Source organism: Pseudomonas sp. NPDC089918 (assembly GCF_050280605.1).
In the GTDB taxonomy this organism is placed as follows: Bacteria; Pseudomonadota; Gammaproteobacteria; order Pseudomonadales; family Pseudomonadaceae; genus Aquipseudomonas.
Genome location: NZ_JBNNVP010000055.1, coordinates 22535 through 37327, shown reverse-complemented (window position 1 = coordinate 37327; position 14793 = coordinate 22535). Strand labels below are relative to the sequence as shown.

Genomic DNA, 14793 nt, shown 5'->3' with positions numbered 1-14793 from the left:
GGCGAACGACAGCGGCGTCGGTTCGCGCAGGTAGTTGACGGCGTAGTCTTCGATGCGCAGATCGTCGACGGTCAGGCCGGCACGCAGCAGTTTGGTCAGGCCGAGGAACGAATTCTGGTCATATTCGATGTGACCGCCGTTCTGATCCTCGCCCACCACGAACTCTTCGTAGCCCAGGAAGGTGAAGTGGTTGCCCACCAGCCATTCCAGGAAGCTCTTGATTTCGGACTTTTCGTCGGCGTTGATGATGAACTGGCTGTTGTCGATGCCTTCGATCAGCTCCTGGACCTTGGCTTTCATCGGTTCGAAATCGGCGACCGCGACGCGGACTTCACCGAGAACCTGCTCCAGCTCTTTGGTCAGGACGTTCAGTTCGGCCGTGTTGGCGCAACGGTCGATTTCCAGGTACATCAGCGATTCTTGCAGAATGCCTTCGCCCTGGGTGCCTTTGGGCAGGATTTCCAGCAGCTCGCCCTTGCTGCCGCGACGCACGCTCAGCACAGTGGTTTGCAGGGTATGAATGCTGTAGCCGCGACGGTTCAGCTCGGTGCGCACCGAGTCCACCAGGAACGGCAGATCGTGGTGCAGCACTTCGACCGCGGTGTGGGTCGACTGCCAGCCGTGGCGCTCGTAATCAGGGTTGTAGACGCGCACTTGCGGATGCGCGTGATCGAAGCGCTCAAGCAGGCGCCACGCAGAAAGGGTGCAGCCGGCGAGGTCGGACAACCGACGCTGGGTCAGCTCGTCCAGTGAAATAATGCCGAAGAATTGTTCAGCGAACAGCGCCACTTGTGGCAGTGCCTGTTCACTGATGTGCTGCGCCAGTGCCGCTTGCAGTTGGTGCTGGAAGTCGGCTTTGCTGGCTGCGGTGAAGAACGCCATCTGTGGTACTCCGCTTGGGCTTGTTATTGATGGAAGCGTCGCGTGCAAACCCCTTTCGGGGCAATCCGTCACCCTGTTCCTGATTCTCGGGCAGAGGAAACAGGATGACAGGTGGGTGAAGCTGGACGAGACACTCAGGTCACATTCACCTTCCAAGAATGGGCATCTGCAAAAACGACTGGCCTGGGTGCAGCGCAATGCCTTTACGGGTGCTCATCCGTTGCGCAGCTTAACGACTGCGGCAAGGGCCATGCTTGCAGCGCTGCGACATATTCGGTCAACGGTACGCAGCACGCGGCAGGTGCCTCGAACAACATTAGCAGTCGTGTAGAAAATCGGGCGCTTTATGCCCGGTTTTACGGCACCTGCGTGCCAAAAATGACCAGTAACACCCCGAATGTTCACGACACATCTTCTGACACTCAGCCGAGCAGAAATTCCCCAAGGCTGGCAGAATTGCTTTTTGTAACGTTCACCACGCTCGCCGAGCCAGGATTTTCCCCATGCAAATGACAACTGACCTCTTGATCGTCAACCCGTGCGACGAAGAAGAAGACAACTTGGCCATGCTCTGCTGCACCAGCGCTGACGGCGAAATGTTCCTGATGAGCCGCTTTCCGGACGAGGATGAGCTGGAGATCATCTTCCACGACAAGCCTTCGGCCCTCAACGGTGTGAAAGTCACCCTCAGCCCTGACCGCCTGCTGATCGAAATCGCCGCCGCGGACGCCGATGTGCTCGATGGCGAAGATTCGTTGGAAATCCTGCACAGCACCGATGCGCAGGATCTGGCTGAGGTGGAAGAGACCTTGCAGAACATCCTCAAGGGGACTGGTACTTACATCAGCCAGCTCTGAGCCTCGGAATCTCAGTGCCTGAACGGACGCCTTCGCGAGCAAGCCCGCTCCCACATTTGATTGCATTTTTCCTGGAAGAACGCGGTTAACTGTGGGAGCGGGCTTGCTCGCGAAGAGGCCAGCCAAATCACCCCCCTGCCCCTTGTCTACAAATTTCCAACAATTTTGCCCATCAATTCCCGCACTTTGCACAAAATGCCGTTGGTCGCCGCCCCCCGCGATGGATTAAAGTAACGCCCCCAGCCCTGGCGTTATTCGAACGTCTTCGGTCACCCTTTCCAGGAACAGTCATCGATGGAACATCGTGAAGCGCTGCTCGCGCTGCGAACCTTTCTTTCAACGCAGATTCTCGGCCAGGAAAAACTCATCGAGCGCTTGCTCATCGCCTTGCTCGCCGACGGCCACATGCTGGTCGAGGGCGCCCCGGGCCTGGCCAAGACCAAGGCCATCAAAGAGCTCGCCGAAGGCATCGAAGCACAGTTCCATCGCATCCAGTTCACCCCCGACCTGCTGCCAGCCGACATCACTGGCACGGAAATCTATCGCCCGGAAACCGGCAGTTTCGTATTCCAGCAAGGCCCGATCTTCCACAATCTGGTGTTGGCGGACGAAATCAACCGTGCTCCGGCCAAGGTTCAGTCGGCCCTGCTTGAAGCCATGGGCGAACGCCAGGTCAGCGTCGGGCGCAGCACCTACGACCTGTCGCCGCTGTTTCTGGTCATGGCCACGCAAAACCCCATCGAGCAGGAAGGCACCTACCCGCTGCCCGAAGCCCAGCTCGACCGTTTCCTGATGCACGTGAAAATCGGTTTCCCTGACGCCGCCGTCGAGCGCCGGATTCTGCAACAGGCTCGCGGCGAAGCGCTGCATGGCGAAACCAAACCCGAACGCCGAGTCAGCCAGCAGGCGATCTTCGCCGCGCGCAAGGAAATCCTCGGGTTGTACATGGCCGACGCCGTGGAGGAATACCTGGTGCAACTGGTCATGGCCACACGTACGCCGGCCAAGTTCGACCCGGAAATGGCCGAATGGATCGCCTACGGCGCCAGCCCCCGTGGCTCCATTGCCCTGGACCGTTGCGCCCGGGCCCACGCCTGGCTGGCCGGTCGCGACTTCGTCAGCCCGGAAGACATTCAGGCGGTGCTGTTCGATGTGTTGCGCCACCGCATCATTCTTTCCTTCGAAGCCGAAGCCGCTGGCATCGACCAGGACCGGGTGGTCCAGCGGATTCTCGACGTCGTAGCCGTCGCTTGACCCCGATGAACGCCCTCCTGCCGCCCGAGCCGGGCATCCGTGTCAGCCTTTCCGAGCTGATCCAGATGCGTCATCGCGTGCGCGAAGTGCAGTTGTTTTCCACGCCGAGCCAGCGCAGCCCGCTGATCGGCCTGCACCATTCCAAACTGCGCGGGCGCGGGGTGGACTTCGATCAGGTGCGGGTGTATCAGGCCGGCGATGACGTGCGAAGCATCGACTGGCGCGTCACCGCCCGGACCCAGGAGCCCCATACCAAGCTGTTCCACGAAGAACGCGAGCGGCCGATTTTCATCATGGTCGAACAGAGCCGTCGACTGTTTTTCGGCTCCGGGCTGATGTTCAAATCGGTGCTTGCTGCCCAGGCGGCGAGCCTGATTGGCTGGGCCGCGCTGGGCCATAACGACCGGGTCGGCGGGCTGGTGTTCGGCGACGACGAGCATTACGAGATCAAACCGCGACGCAGCAAGCAAAGCCTGCTGCAATTGCTCAACCGACTGGTGCGGGTCAATCAGTCGCTGCATACCGAACGCGAGCCCGACCGCGACGCCTTCGGCATTGCCCTGCGCCGCGCCCGGGAAGTATTGCGCCCCGGCAGCCTGGTGATCGTGATCTGCGACGAACGCGCCTTGTCCGACAGTGCCGAACAGCAGCTGAGCCTGTTGTCGCGCCATTGCGACCTGTTGCTGCTGCCCGTGTCCGACCCGCTGGATCACGCCCTGCCCGCTGCCGGGCTTTTACGCTTCGCGGAACGGGGCGCACAGCTGGAACTCGACACGTTGAATTTCGACTTGCGCCAGGCTTATCGCGCACAGGCTGAAGCGCGCATCGCCCGCTGGGAGCTGCTGGCGCAAAAGTTGCGGGTATTGCTGATGCCTTTGAGCACCCAAAGCGAAATGGTCGAGCAACTGCGCGAATACCTCAATCCTCAACGTCCGGGGAAAGGTCGATGAGCAGCCTCGATCAACTGCAACCGCTGATTTCCCCGCCACCGATCGGCTTCTGGCCGCCGGCGCCGGGCTGGTGGCTGCTGCTGTTATTGCTGCCATTGATCGGTTTCGGCCTGTGGCAGTTGCGCCGCTTCATCCCGAACAAGCGCCCTATCGTCCGTGCCGAACAACCGCTGGACCCGGTGCGTCTGGCTGCGCTGGCCGAACTCGCCCGGATGCCCAAGCCCTACGACGGCGCCCCGGCCGGTGCCTGGCTGCAGCAACTCAACGGCTTGCTCAAACGCCTGTGTCGCAACCATTACCCCTACAGCCAGAGCCACACCCTTAACGGTCGCAAATGGCTGGCGTTCCTTGATAACCGCTGCCCGGCCGCCGGCCTCACGCGCTGGATGGTGCTAGTGGAAGGCGCCTACAAACCCGAATGCAAACTCGACGACAAGGCCATCGCCGGCCTGACTCAAGCTGTCGACACCTGGATTCGCAAACATGTTTGAGTTCGCCTGGCCGTGGATCTTCGCCCTGCTGCCACTGCCCTGGCTGATGCGGGTGCTGCTGCCGGTGGCCGACAGTGGCGAACCGGCGCTCAAAGTCAGCTTCCTGAGCGACCTCGAAGGCCTCGCTCGCCGCCGTGCCCGGGCGAATCTGCCAGCGTGGCGTCAGCAAGCACCATTCATTTTGCTGTGGCTGTTATTGCTGATCGCCGCGGCGCGCCCGCAATGGCTCGGCGAACCCCTGCCGATTGCCGCCAGCGGCCGCGACTTGCTGGTGGCGGTGGACGTGTCCGGCTCGATGGATTTTCCCGACATGCAGTGGCAGGACGAAGACGTCAGCCGACTGACATTGGTGCAACATTTGCTCGGTGATTTTCTTGAAAGCCGCGACGGCGACCGGGTCGGCTTGATCCTGTTCGGCAGCCAGGCGTATCTGCAAGCGCCGCTGACTTTCGACCGGCACACCGTGCGCGTATGGCTCGACGAAGCGCGGATCGGCATCGCCGGCAAAAACACCGCCATCGGCGACGCGATTGGCCTGGCCCTCAAACGTCTGCGCCAACGCCCGGCACAAAGCCGCGTGCTGATTCTGGTTACCGACGGTGCCAACAACGGCGGTGAAATCGATCCGCTGACCGCCGCACGGCTGGCAGCCAACGAAGGGGTGAAAATCTACCCGATCGGTATCGGCGCCGACCCGGAACAAAGCGGCACCCTGGGATTCCTTGGCATCAACCCGAGCCTGGACCTCGACGAACCGGCCTTGAAAGCCATCGCCCAAGCCACCGGCGGCCAATACTTCCGCGCCCGCGACGGCGAAGAACTGCAAGCGATCAAGCGCACCCTCGACAAACTGGAGCCGGTGACCCAGCAACCCACTCAGGCCCGCCCGGCCCAAGCGTTGTATCACTGGCCTTTGGCGATGGCACTGCTGTTGAGCATGCTGCTGGTGATCCGCGAGCGCTGGCCGGATAACCCTTTGCAACGGCTGTTTAGCAAGGAGCTGTTTACCAAAGAGCGGTTTCTGCAAACGCAACTGCCCGACTGGCGTCAGCGGCTCAAACGCCTGCGCCTGCGGAGGCGCCGATGATTGCGCTCTGGCCGCACTGGTTCCGCCCTTGGTGGCTGCTGTTGTTGCCGTTGCTGGGCTGGTTGCTCTGGCAACTCTGGCATCGACAGAAACGCGCTGGCCGCTGGCAAATGATTCTGCCGCCGGCCTTCCATGCCGCGTTGCTCAGTGGTGGCAGCGGTCGCGAAAGCAAACTGCCGTGGGTCGCCCTGGGCCTGGCCTGGGTGCTGACCGTGCTGGCCCTGCTGGGCCCGAGCTGGCAGCGCGTCGAACAAACCAGCCAGAAACCCGCCGACCCGCTGGTGGTGTTGCTTGAGCTGACCCCGGAAATGCTCGCCACCGATAGTGCGCCAAACAGGCTGGAACAAGCCCGGCGCAAACTGTTCGATCTGCTGCAAAATCGCAGCGACGCGCAGACAGCAATCATCGTCTACGCCGGCAGCGCCCACACCTTGGTGCCGCTGTCGGATGACCTGTCGACCAGCCGCAACCTGGTGGATGCGCTCAAGCCGTCGCTGATGCCCCAAGCCGGTCATCGTGCCGATCTGGCAGTGGCCAAGGCCCTTGCGCTGCTGGATCAGGGCGCACTCGGTCAAGGTCGGATCCTGCTGATCGGTTCGTCGCTGACGGAACAGGAACGCCAAGGGATTCGTCAGGCGCTGGACGACAAGTCCACGCAATTTCTGATGCTCGGTATCGGCACCGCCGAAGGTGCGCCGGTCGCGCAGGACGACGGCAGTTTCCTCAAGGATGACCTGGGCGCCATTCTGGTGCCCCGCCTGGACGGCCCCAGCCTCAAAGCCTTTGCCAATGGCCTGGGCGGACGTTATCGCCAGGCGCGTCTGGACGATGCCGACCTGCGCGGCCTTGGCCTGCTCGATGGGCCACGGGATCTGCGCAACGACGGTCAGACGTTGCGCCTCGACACCTGGGCCGATCAGGGCTATTGGCTGCTACTGCCGCTGTTATTACTGGCCGCCTGTGCCGGGCGCCGCGGTTGGCTGTTCTGCCTGCCGCTGCTGTTCCTGCTGCCGCAACCGAGCTACGCCTTCGATTTCGAAGACTTGTGGCTGCGTCCCGATCAGCAAGGCCTGCACTTGCTCAAACAAAAGCGCCCGGCTGAGGCCGCGCAGCATTTCGAAGATCCGCAGTGGCAAGGCGTGGCGCTCTATGAGGCCGGCGACTACAGTGGCGCCGCCCAGCGGTTTACCCAAGGCACCGATGCCCACGCCCACTACAATCGGGGTAACGCCCTGGCCAAAAGCGGTGAGCTGGAAGCAGCGCTGGATGCTTACGATCAAGCCCTTGAACGTCAACCGGATCTACGCCCGGCCCTGACCAACAAGGCATTGGTGGAAAGCCTGCTCAAGCAGAAAACCTCAGCGCCGCCCGTCGAGCCGGACAAAACCGCCGATGGCAAAACCGAAACCATCACCCAGGAACCGCCGCCGGGCAGCGCCACCCAACCCAGCAATGGCGAGCCGAAAACCGACGCTGAGCAGACCACACCGGACGCCGGGCAGCCGCCCACGACGCCACCGCAACCGGGCGCCAATGAAGTCCCGGGCAGCGAGTTGGGGGATGAGCAAAGCACCACGCCACCACGACGCCCGGCCAGCGACATGATTGAAGGCGAACAGCGCCAGGCGCTGGAGCAATGGCTGCGCAAGATCCCGGATGACCCCGGCGAATTGCTCAGACGCAAATTCTGGTACGAACAGCAACAACATCAGGATCAGGAAAAAACTCGATGACCCGCTTCACCGCCTTCTTGCTCGCATTGTTGCCCGCCCTGTTGCTCTGCACCGTTCAGGCCCAGGCTGTGGAGCTGGTCGCCAGCGTCGATCGCAGCCGCCTGAATTCCGGCGAGACGGTCGAACTGACCCTGGAGACCAGCGACGTGACCCAGTTCGGCAAACCCGACCTGTCCCCGCTGGAGCCGCTGTTCGAAGTGCGCGGCACCCGCCAGGTCAACCAACTGAACACCCTCAACGGCAACACTCAGGCGACCACGCGCTGGATCATCACCCTGCTGCCCCGGCAAAACGGCAGCGTGGTGATTCCATCGCTGCAACTGGGCGACGTCCAGAGCCAGCCGATTACCGTGCAGGTGATCGAGAGCGAAACCCAGGACAGCAGCAACACACTGGCGCCGGTGTTCATCGAAGCCAGCCTCGACCAGAACAGCGTCTATGTGCAGGCTCAGGCGATCCTGACCTTGCGCATCTACCATTCGGTGTCGCTGTACGACGACAGCAGCCTGACCCCGTTGCAGATTCCCGATACGCGCATCGAACAGCTGGGCGAGTCGCGCACCTACGAAAAAGTCATCAACGGATTGCGCCATGGCGTGATCGAAATGCGCTACGCGATCTACCCGCAGCACAGCGGTGAATTGACCATTCCGGCACAGATGTTCAGTGCCACGCCGGTCGATACCCGGCCGTCCCAGGACGCAACACCTCAAGGGCCAAAACCGGGCAAGCAGATGCGCGTCAAATCCGCCGAGATCCCGCTGACGGTCAAGGCCAAACCCGACACGTATCCGGCCGATGTTCCCTGGCTGCCGGCCCGCAGCCTGAGCCTCGGCGAAAGCTGGAGCCCGGAACCGGATCATTTGCAGGTTGGCGACTCGCTGACCCGCAGCTTGACCCTGAACGCCGAAGGCCTCGCCAGTTCGCAATTGCCACCGTTGCCCGCCACCGAGATCAACGGCCTGCGGCGCTACCCGGATCAACCGGTGCTGGGCAACCAGAGCAGCGAGCGCGGCTTGATCGGCAGTCGCGAGGACCGTGAAGCCCTGGTGCCGACCCGCACCGGCAACATTGATTTGCCAAGCGTTGAAGTGGTCTGGTGGAACACCTTCGAGGATCATCTGGAACACAGCAGCCTGCCGGCCCGTACGCTGCAAGTGGCGAGCAATCCAAGCCTGATCGTCGATACCCCGGCGGGCAGCCCGCAGGTGATGTCCGGTGCCAACAACGAAGCCCTCTGGTGGAAACTCAGCACCGTGATCCTGGCCTGCACCACCCTGCTGGGCTTCGGCCTCTGGTGGCGCGCCCGCTGGCAACCGGCGATCCTGCGGGCGGCGCAGACCGGCCCAAGCCCACGCACCTTGCTCGACGACCTCAAACGCGCCTGTCAGGCCAACGACTCCCACGCCACTCGCCAGGCCCTCGACGCCTGGGCACGACAACAACCGGAAACCCTGGCCGACATGGCGGCGCGTTTTGTGCCGCTGTCTGATGCACTGGACGGCCTGAACGGCGCGCTGTACAGCGAAACCGGTCAGTACTGGCAGGGCGAGGATCTCTGGCGCGCGATTCGGGCGATCCCCACGGCCGAAGGGGTTCAGGATCTGGTTGGCGATACCGGGTTGCCGCCGCTTTATCCGAAATAATCCCGCTCAATGGAATGAATGAGCTGTTGTGGCGAGGGGGCTTGCCCCCGTTCGGCTGCGAAGCAGTCGTGAATCCAGGCAACTCGGTGGGCCTGACGAATTGTAGGGGGGCGCTTCGCGCCCCAACGGGGGCAAGCCCCCTCGCCACAGAAAAGCCCCACTCACCACAAAATCAGTGTCTGACCACATCCCATGTGTTTGCCAGTAAACTCTCCCCTCTTTAGCCGCCACCCTTTTCCTCGCGGCCATCACCTTATTTTGTTGCGGAGTACGCCTTGCGTCTGTTTCACACCTCCGACTGGCACCTTGGGCAGAACCTGCACGGCCAGGAGCGCGATTTCGAGCACGCCTGTTTCCTTGACTGGCTGCTGCGTCAGCTGAAGCTGGATCAGCCCGATGTGCTGCTGATCGCCGGCGATATCTTTGACACGGTCAATCCGCCGGTCAAAGCCCAGGAACGCCTCTACGACTTCATCGTCAGCGCCCACGAGCAGCAGCCGTTGCTGACCATCGTGATGATCGCCGGCAACCACGACTCCGGCTCGCGCATCGAACTGCCCGCGCCGTTGATGCGGCGCTTGCGCACTCACGCCCTCGGTCGCGTGCTGTGGCTCGATGACGGCCAACTGGATGCCGAACGTTTGTTGTTGCCGTTGCCTGATGCCAGCGGCGAAATTGCCGCCTGGTGCCTGGCGTTGCCGTTCTTGCGCCCCGCCGAAGTGACCGGCGCGCATTTGGGCGATAACTACTTGCGCGGCATTGGCCAGGTTCATGAATGGCTGATCGAAGCGGCCAACGCCAAGCGCAAGCCGGGCCAGGCGTTGATCGCCATCAGCCATGCGCACATGGCCGGTGGTTCGGTCTCGGAAGATTCCGAGCGCAGCCTGATCATTGGCAACGCCGAAGCCCTGCCCGCCAGTCTGTTCGGGCCGAGCATCAGTTATGTCGCCCTCGGGCATTTGCACAAGCCGCAGAAGGTCAACGGTGAAGAGCGCATCCGCTACTGCGGCTCACCGATTCCGTTGTCGTTCTCCGAGATCAATTACCAGCATCAGATCCTCGACATTCAGCTCGATGGCGAAACATTGGTCAGCGTCGAACCGCGCCTGATTCCGCGCTCTGTCCACTTGCAACGCCTCGGCGCCGCGCCGTTGGCGGAAATCCTGTTGCAACTGGCCGACCTGCCCAACATCGACCTGCTCGCCGATATCCAGCGCCAGCCGTGGCTGGAAGTGCGGGTCCGTCTCGACGAACCGCAACCGGACCTGCGCCATCAAGTGGAAACCGCCCTGCAAGGCAAAGCCGTGCGGCTGGTGCGGATTGCTGCCGAGTACGCCGGCAACGGCAGCCGCGACGGCGTCGATGACGGCACAACCTTGATCGAACTGGATCAGCTTTCGCCCCAGGAACTGTTCAGCCGCGCGTGGCAGGACAACTACGGCAGCGAGGTCGACGAGCAAACGCTCAAGGACTTCGCCGAGCTGTTGCAAGACGTGCAGATGGAGAGCGAACAACCATGAAAATTCTCGCGATCCGCCTGAAAAACCTCGCCTCTTTGGCCGGGCCGTTTGAAATCGACTTCACTGCGGAGCCCTTGGCCAGTGCCGGTCTGTTCGCGATTACCGGGCCGACCGGTGCGGGCAAAAGCACACTGCTCGACGCCCTGTGCCTGGCGCTGTTTGGCGCCGTGCCACGCCTGAACAACACCGGCCGCGACGCCAAGGTCCCGGACGCCGATGGTGAAATCGGCACTGGTGACCCGCGCACACTGCTACGGCGTGGCACCGGCGAAGGGTATGCAGAAGTGGATTTCGTCGGCATCGACGGTCGCCGCTATCGCGCTCGCTGGGAGGCCAATCGCGCCAGGGAAAAGGCCGGCGGCAAACTGCAAGCCAGTCGCCAGAGCCTGCGTGACATCGATCAGGATCAACTGCTGGCCAGCCAGAAAGGCGAATACAAAGCACAGCTCGAAGCCGCGCTGGGCCTGAACTTCGAACAGTTCACCCGCGCCGTCATGCTGGCCCAGAGCGAGTTCAGCGCCTTCCTCAAGGCTGACGACAACGACCGCAGCGAGCTGCTGGAAAAGCTCACCGACACCGCGCTCTACACCCGTCTCGGTCGCCGCGCCTTTGACAAGACCAAGGAAGCTCGCGAAGCCCACAAGCTGTTGCAGGATCAGGCCACCGGGGTGACGCCGCTGTCGCCAGAAGCCCGGGCCGAACTCGATGAGCGCTTCAACGACGCTCAGCAGCAACTCAAGACCCAGCAGGCGCAGCTCAAACAGCTGGAGTTGCAACACACCTGGCTCAAGGACCTGCGCCAGTTGCAAGACTCGCAACAGAGCGCCACCGAGCAACTGCAATCTGCCCAGCAACACTGGAACAGCCTGGCCGGCGAGCGCTTGAAGCTGACTCGCCTGGAGCAATTGGCCCCGCAACGGCATCAGTTCGCGCGCAAGACCGAACTTACCGCCCAGCTCACGCCGCTGGCAGCGCAGATTCAGCAACACACGCAACAGCAAAGCGAGCTGATCGAGCGACAGACTCAACTCGAACAGAGCCTGAGCACCGCCCAAACGGCGCTGACCCACGCGCAAAGCCAACACACATCCAGAGCGCCACTGCTGCGCCAAGCCTTCGAAGAGCAAAGCACCCTCGCCCGCCTGGTCAAGGACGCCAGCCTCAGTGCCGACCTCAAGCAGCAGGCGGAACAGGCCTGCACTCAGGGTCAGGGCACGATTCAGGGTTTGCTCGAGCAACAGAAACAGGTCGCCGAACGGTTGCAGCGGATTGCCGGGGAGCTTGAGCAAAGCACTCATCTGGCGCCATTGGGCGATGCCTGGAACGCCTACCGCGATCGCCTGCAACAACTGATGCTGATCGGCAATCGCCTGAACAAGGGCCAGGCCGAACTGGCCGCCCTTGAGCAAAGCGCCGCTCGCGCCGCCGAGGAACTGGCCACACAACGCCAGAGCCTTGAGGTGCTGTACAAAGAAGCTGGCGCCGAGCCTGAAGCGGTGGCCGAGCAGATTCAGATCCTCGGCAGTTTGCTGCAGGACAACCGCAAGCAACTGCGGGCCTTTGAAGAGCTGACGCGGCTTTGGGCCAGCCAGCAGGAACTGGACAAACGCGGCGCCGAGCTTCAACAGCGGCAACTCGCCGCTCAGCAAGACCGCGATCGTCTGACTCAGGACGGGGTGAAGACCAAGGCCGAACTAAGCGTCGCCGAACAGACCCTGACCGTTACCCGCGAACTGCTGGAACGTCAGCGTCTGGCGCGCAGTGCCAGTGTCGAAGAACTGCGCGCGCAGTTGCAGGACGATCAGCCGTGCCCGGTTTGTGGCAGCCCGGATCATCCTTATCACCAGCCTGAAGCCTTGCTGCAAAGCCTCGGCCGGCATGATGAAAGCGAACAGGCCAACGCTCAGAAAGCCGTCGACCTGCTCAAGGAAAAACTCACCGATCTGCGTGCCGAAGTCGGCGGCTTGATTGCTCAGCAAAAAGAACTGCTGCAACAGCAAGAACAGCTCGCGACTCAGCAACAAAGCCTGACCCCGAGCCTGGAGGCGCACCCACTGTCCGCGCAACTGTTGGCCCAGGACGCAAGCAAACGCGATGCCTGGCTAACCCAACAAAGCAGCCAGTTGAACCAGAGCATCACGCAGGATGAACAACGGCAAACCGCCCTGCTCACCCTGCAACAGGATGCCGCGCGCCTTGCGCAGCAACTGCGCAGTGCTGAAACGGCGAGTCAGCAAGCCACACAACACCTGATCAACCAACAACGTGAACTGAGCAGTGATCGCCATCGTCTGGACGAAGAACTGAAGGCGTTCAGCACCCTGCTCCCGGCCGACACGCTGGAGGCCTTGCGCAACGAACCCGCCGCGACCTTCATGCAGCTCGACCGGCAGATCGCCCAGCGCCTGCAACAACTCGACCAGCAGCGCGAAGAACTCGGCGAACAGCAACAGCGCCAGCAGACGCTGGAGAAAGAACAGTACCAACAGCAGACCCGCATCCAGCAACAGGAAGCTGCGCAGCAGCAGTTCACGGCGCTGACCGGGCAGCAACAGGCTTGCCAGGAAAAACTGACGCAACTGCTGGGCGAACATGCCAGCGCCGAACAGTGGCAGCAGCAACTTGATCAGGCCGTCGAGCAGGCGCGCACTGCCGAAGCAACGGCCAATCAGGAACTGCAAACCGTACGCACGCGGCTTGTGCAACTGGCCGCTGAGCTGAAGGCTCAGCAAGAACGACTGTTAGCGCTGGAAACCGAAGACCGCGAGCTGAGCGCCAAGATCGCCGACTGGCGCGCACAACATCCAGAACTGGACGACGGCGGACTGGAAGATCTGTTGAGCGTCGACGACCAACACGTCAGCCAACTGCGTCAACGTTTGCAGCAGAGCGAAAAAGCCATCGAGCAAGCCAAAGTGCTGCTGCAGGAGCGGGATAAGCGCCTGTTCGATCATCAGGCGCAGCACAACGGCAATCTCGATGCCGAACAACTGGCCACGACGCTGGCAGAGCTGCAAAACCTGTTCGCCGCCAGCGAACATCGTTGCGCCGAATTGCGCGCAGAACAGGCCGAGGATCAACGTCGACAGAATGCCAATCAGGCGCTGGCGCAACAAATCGCCGACGCCTACGCCGAGTATCAGCGCTGGGCGCGGTTGAATGCACTGATCGGTTCGGCCACCGGCGACACCTTCCGCAAAATCGCCCAAGCCTACAACCTCGACCTGCTGGTGCATCACGCCAACGTCCAGCTGCGGCAACTGGTGCGGCGCTATCGGTTGAAACGTGGCGGCAGCATGCTCGGGTTATTGGTGATGGACACCGAGATGGGCGACGAACTGCGCTCGGTGCATTCGCTGTCCGGCGGCGAGACGTTCCTGGTGTCGCTGGCCCTGGCGCTCGGCTTGGCGTCGATGGCTTCGAGCACACTGAAAATCGAATCGCTGTTCATCGACGAAGGCTTTGGCAGTCTCGATCCTGAATCCCTGCAACTGGCCATGGACGCTCTCGACGGTTTGCAGGCGCAAGGACGCAAGGTCGCGGTGATTTCCCACGTGCAGGAAATGCATGAACGGATCCCGGTGCAAATCCAGGTTCACCGTCAAGGCAACGGCCTGAGTACGCTGGAGGTGAAATGAACACGCTGTATTCGTTCCGCCGCTGCCCCTACGCCATGCGCGCCCGCATGGCCCTGCGCTACTCGGGGGTTGAGGTGAATATCGTCGAGGTCAGCCTCAAGGCCAAACCCGCCGAAATGCTCGCACTGTCGAACAAAGGCACAGTACCGGTGCTGAGTGTGGATGGGCGGGTGATCGATGAAAGCCTGGACATCATGCGCTGGGCACTGGCGCAGAACGATCCGCAAGACTGGTTGCTCAAGGATGACCCGCAAGCACAGCAACGCAGCGCCGCGTTGATCGAAGAGAACGATCAAGTGTTCAAGTTGCACCTGAATCGCTACAAGTACGCCGAGCGTTATCCCGAGCAGCCGATGGCGTTTTACCGGTCTGAGGGCGAGGTGTTTTTGCGCAAGCTGGATGAATTGCTGGAGGGGCGTGACTACTTGCTGGCCGATCACCCGAGCCTGACGGATATCGCCCTGATGCCGTTCGTGCGGCAGTTCGCCCACGTGGATCGCGAGTGGTTCGGGCAGACGCCTTATGTGCGATTGCAGGCGTGGTTGCAGCGCTTCATCGAGTCAGACCTGTTCACCGGTGTGATGGCAAAGCAAAAGTAAGAGCATTCCATTGTGGCGAGGGGGCTTGCCCCCGTTCGGCTGCGCAGCAGTCGTAAAACCGGCGACTGAGTTTCATCTGACAAATTACGAAAACCTGATTCAGGGCTGCTTCGCACCCCAACGGGGGCAAGCCCCC

General features: G+C 62.0%; 10 protein-coding genes and 1 pseudogene. 10 read left to right on the top strand and 1 reads right to left on the bottom strand.

Translation table 11 applies throughout. The features are described 5' to 3' along the window. Positions 1 to 882, bottom strand: a pseudogene (locus ACQKPC_RS27130) (NAD-glutamate dehydrogenase); the annotation flags it as partial. Positions 883 to 1385: 503 nt separating this feature from the next. Between ACQKPC_RS27130 and ACQKPC_RS27125 the strand changes: the two are divergent. From ACQKPC_RS27125 to ACQKPC_RS27080, 10 genes are all read left to right on the top strand, one after another. Further along, positions 1386 to 1739 (top strand): hypothetical protein, encoded by a 354-nt coding sequence (locus ACQKPC_RS27125; RefSeq protein ID WP_192342863.1) that lies wholly within the window; start codon positions 1386 to 1388, stop codon positions 1737 to 1739. A 294-nt stretch (positions 1740 to 2033) separates the two neighbouring features. Further along, complete coding sequence (locus ACQKPC_RS27120) at positions 2034 to 2993, top strand: AAA family ATPase (protein WP_007901181.1); 960 nt, start codon at positions 2034 to 2036, stop codon at positions 2991 to 2993. 5 nt (positions 2994 to 2998) lie between these two features. Next, entirely contained in the window at positions 2999 to 3943 is a 945-nt protein-coding gene (locus ACQKPC_RS27115; RefSeq protein ID WP_008067941.1) for a DUF58 domain-containing protein, read from the top strand. Then, the gene (locus tag ACQKPC_RS27110; RefSeq protein WP_007901179.1) at positions 3940 to 4434 is read left to right on the top strand and encodes a DUF4381 domain-containing protein; all 495 of its coding nucleotides are present in this window, start codon (positions 3940 to 3942) and stop codon (positions 4432 to 4434) included. The genes ACQKPC_RS27115 and ACQKPC_RS27110 overlap by 4 nt, the downstream gene beginning before the upstream one ends. Continuing rightward, positions 4427 to 5521, top strand: coding sequence for a vWA domain-containing protein (locus tag ACQKPC_RS27105; RefSeq protein ID WP_427627617.1), 1095 nt, complete (start codon positions 4427 to 4429; stop codon positions 5519 to 5521). The genes ACQKPC_RS27110 and ACQKPC_RS27105 overlap by 8 nt, the downstream gene beginning before the upstream one ends. Then, positions 5518 to 7254 (top strand): tetratricopeptide repeat protein, encoded by a 1737-nt coding sequence (locus ACQKPC_RS27100; protein WP_427627616.1) that lies wholly within the window; start codon positions 5518 to 5520, stop codon positions 7252 to 7254. Before ACQKPC_RS27105 ends, ACQKPC_RS27100 begins: the two co-directional genes overlap by 4 nt. Beyond that, the gene (locus tag ACQKPC_RS27095; protein WP_427627615.1) at positions 7251 to 8900 is read left to right on the top strand and encodes a BatD family protein; all 1650 of its coding nucleotides are present in this window, start codon (positions 7251 to 7253) and stop codon (positions 8898 to 8900) included. The genes ACQKPC_RS27100 and ACQKPC_RS27095 overlap by 4 nt, the downstream gene beginning before the upstream one ends. A 275-nt stretch (positions 8901 to 9175) precedes the next feature. Further along, positions 9176 to 10420, top strand: coding sequence for an exonuclease SbcCD subunit D C-terminal domain-containing protein (locus tag ACQKPC_RS27090; RefSeq protein WP_427627613.1), 1245 nt, complete (start codon positions 9176 to 9178; stop codon positions 10418 to 10420). Then, positions 10417 to 14058, top strand: a complete 3642-nt coding sequence (locus ACQKPC_RS27085; protein ID WP_427627611.1) for an AAA family ATPase — start codon at positions 10417 to 10419, stop codon at positions 14056 to 14058. Before ACQKPC_RS27090 ends, ACQKPC_RS27085 begins: the two co-directional genes overlap by 4 nt. Further along, complete coding sequence (locus tag ACQKPC_RS27080) at positions 14055 to 14657, top strand: glutathione S-transferase (protein ID WP_427627609.1); 603 nt, start codon at positions 14055 to 14057, stop codon at positions 14655 to 14657. The genes ACQKPC_RS27085 and ACQKPC_RS27080 overlap by 4 nt, the downstream gene beginning before the upstream one ends. Positions 14658 to 14793: the final 136 nt, after the last annotated feature.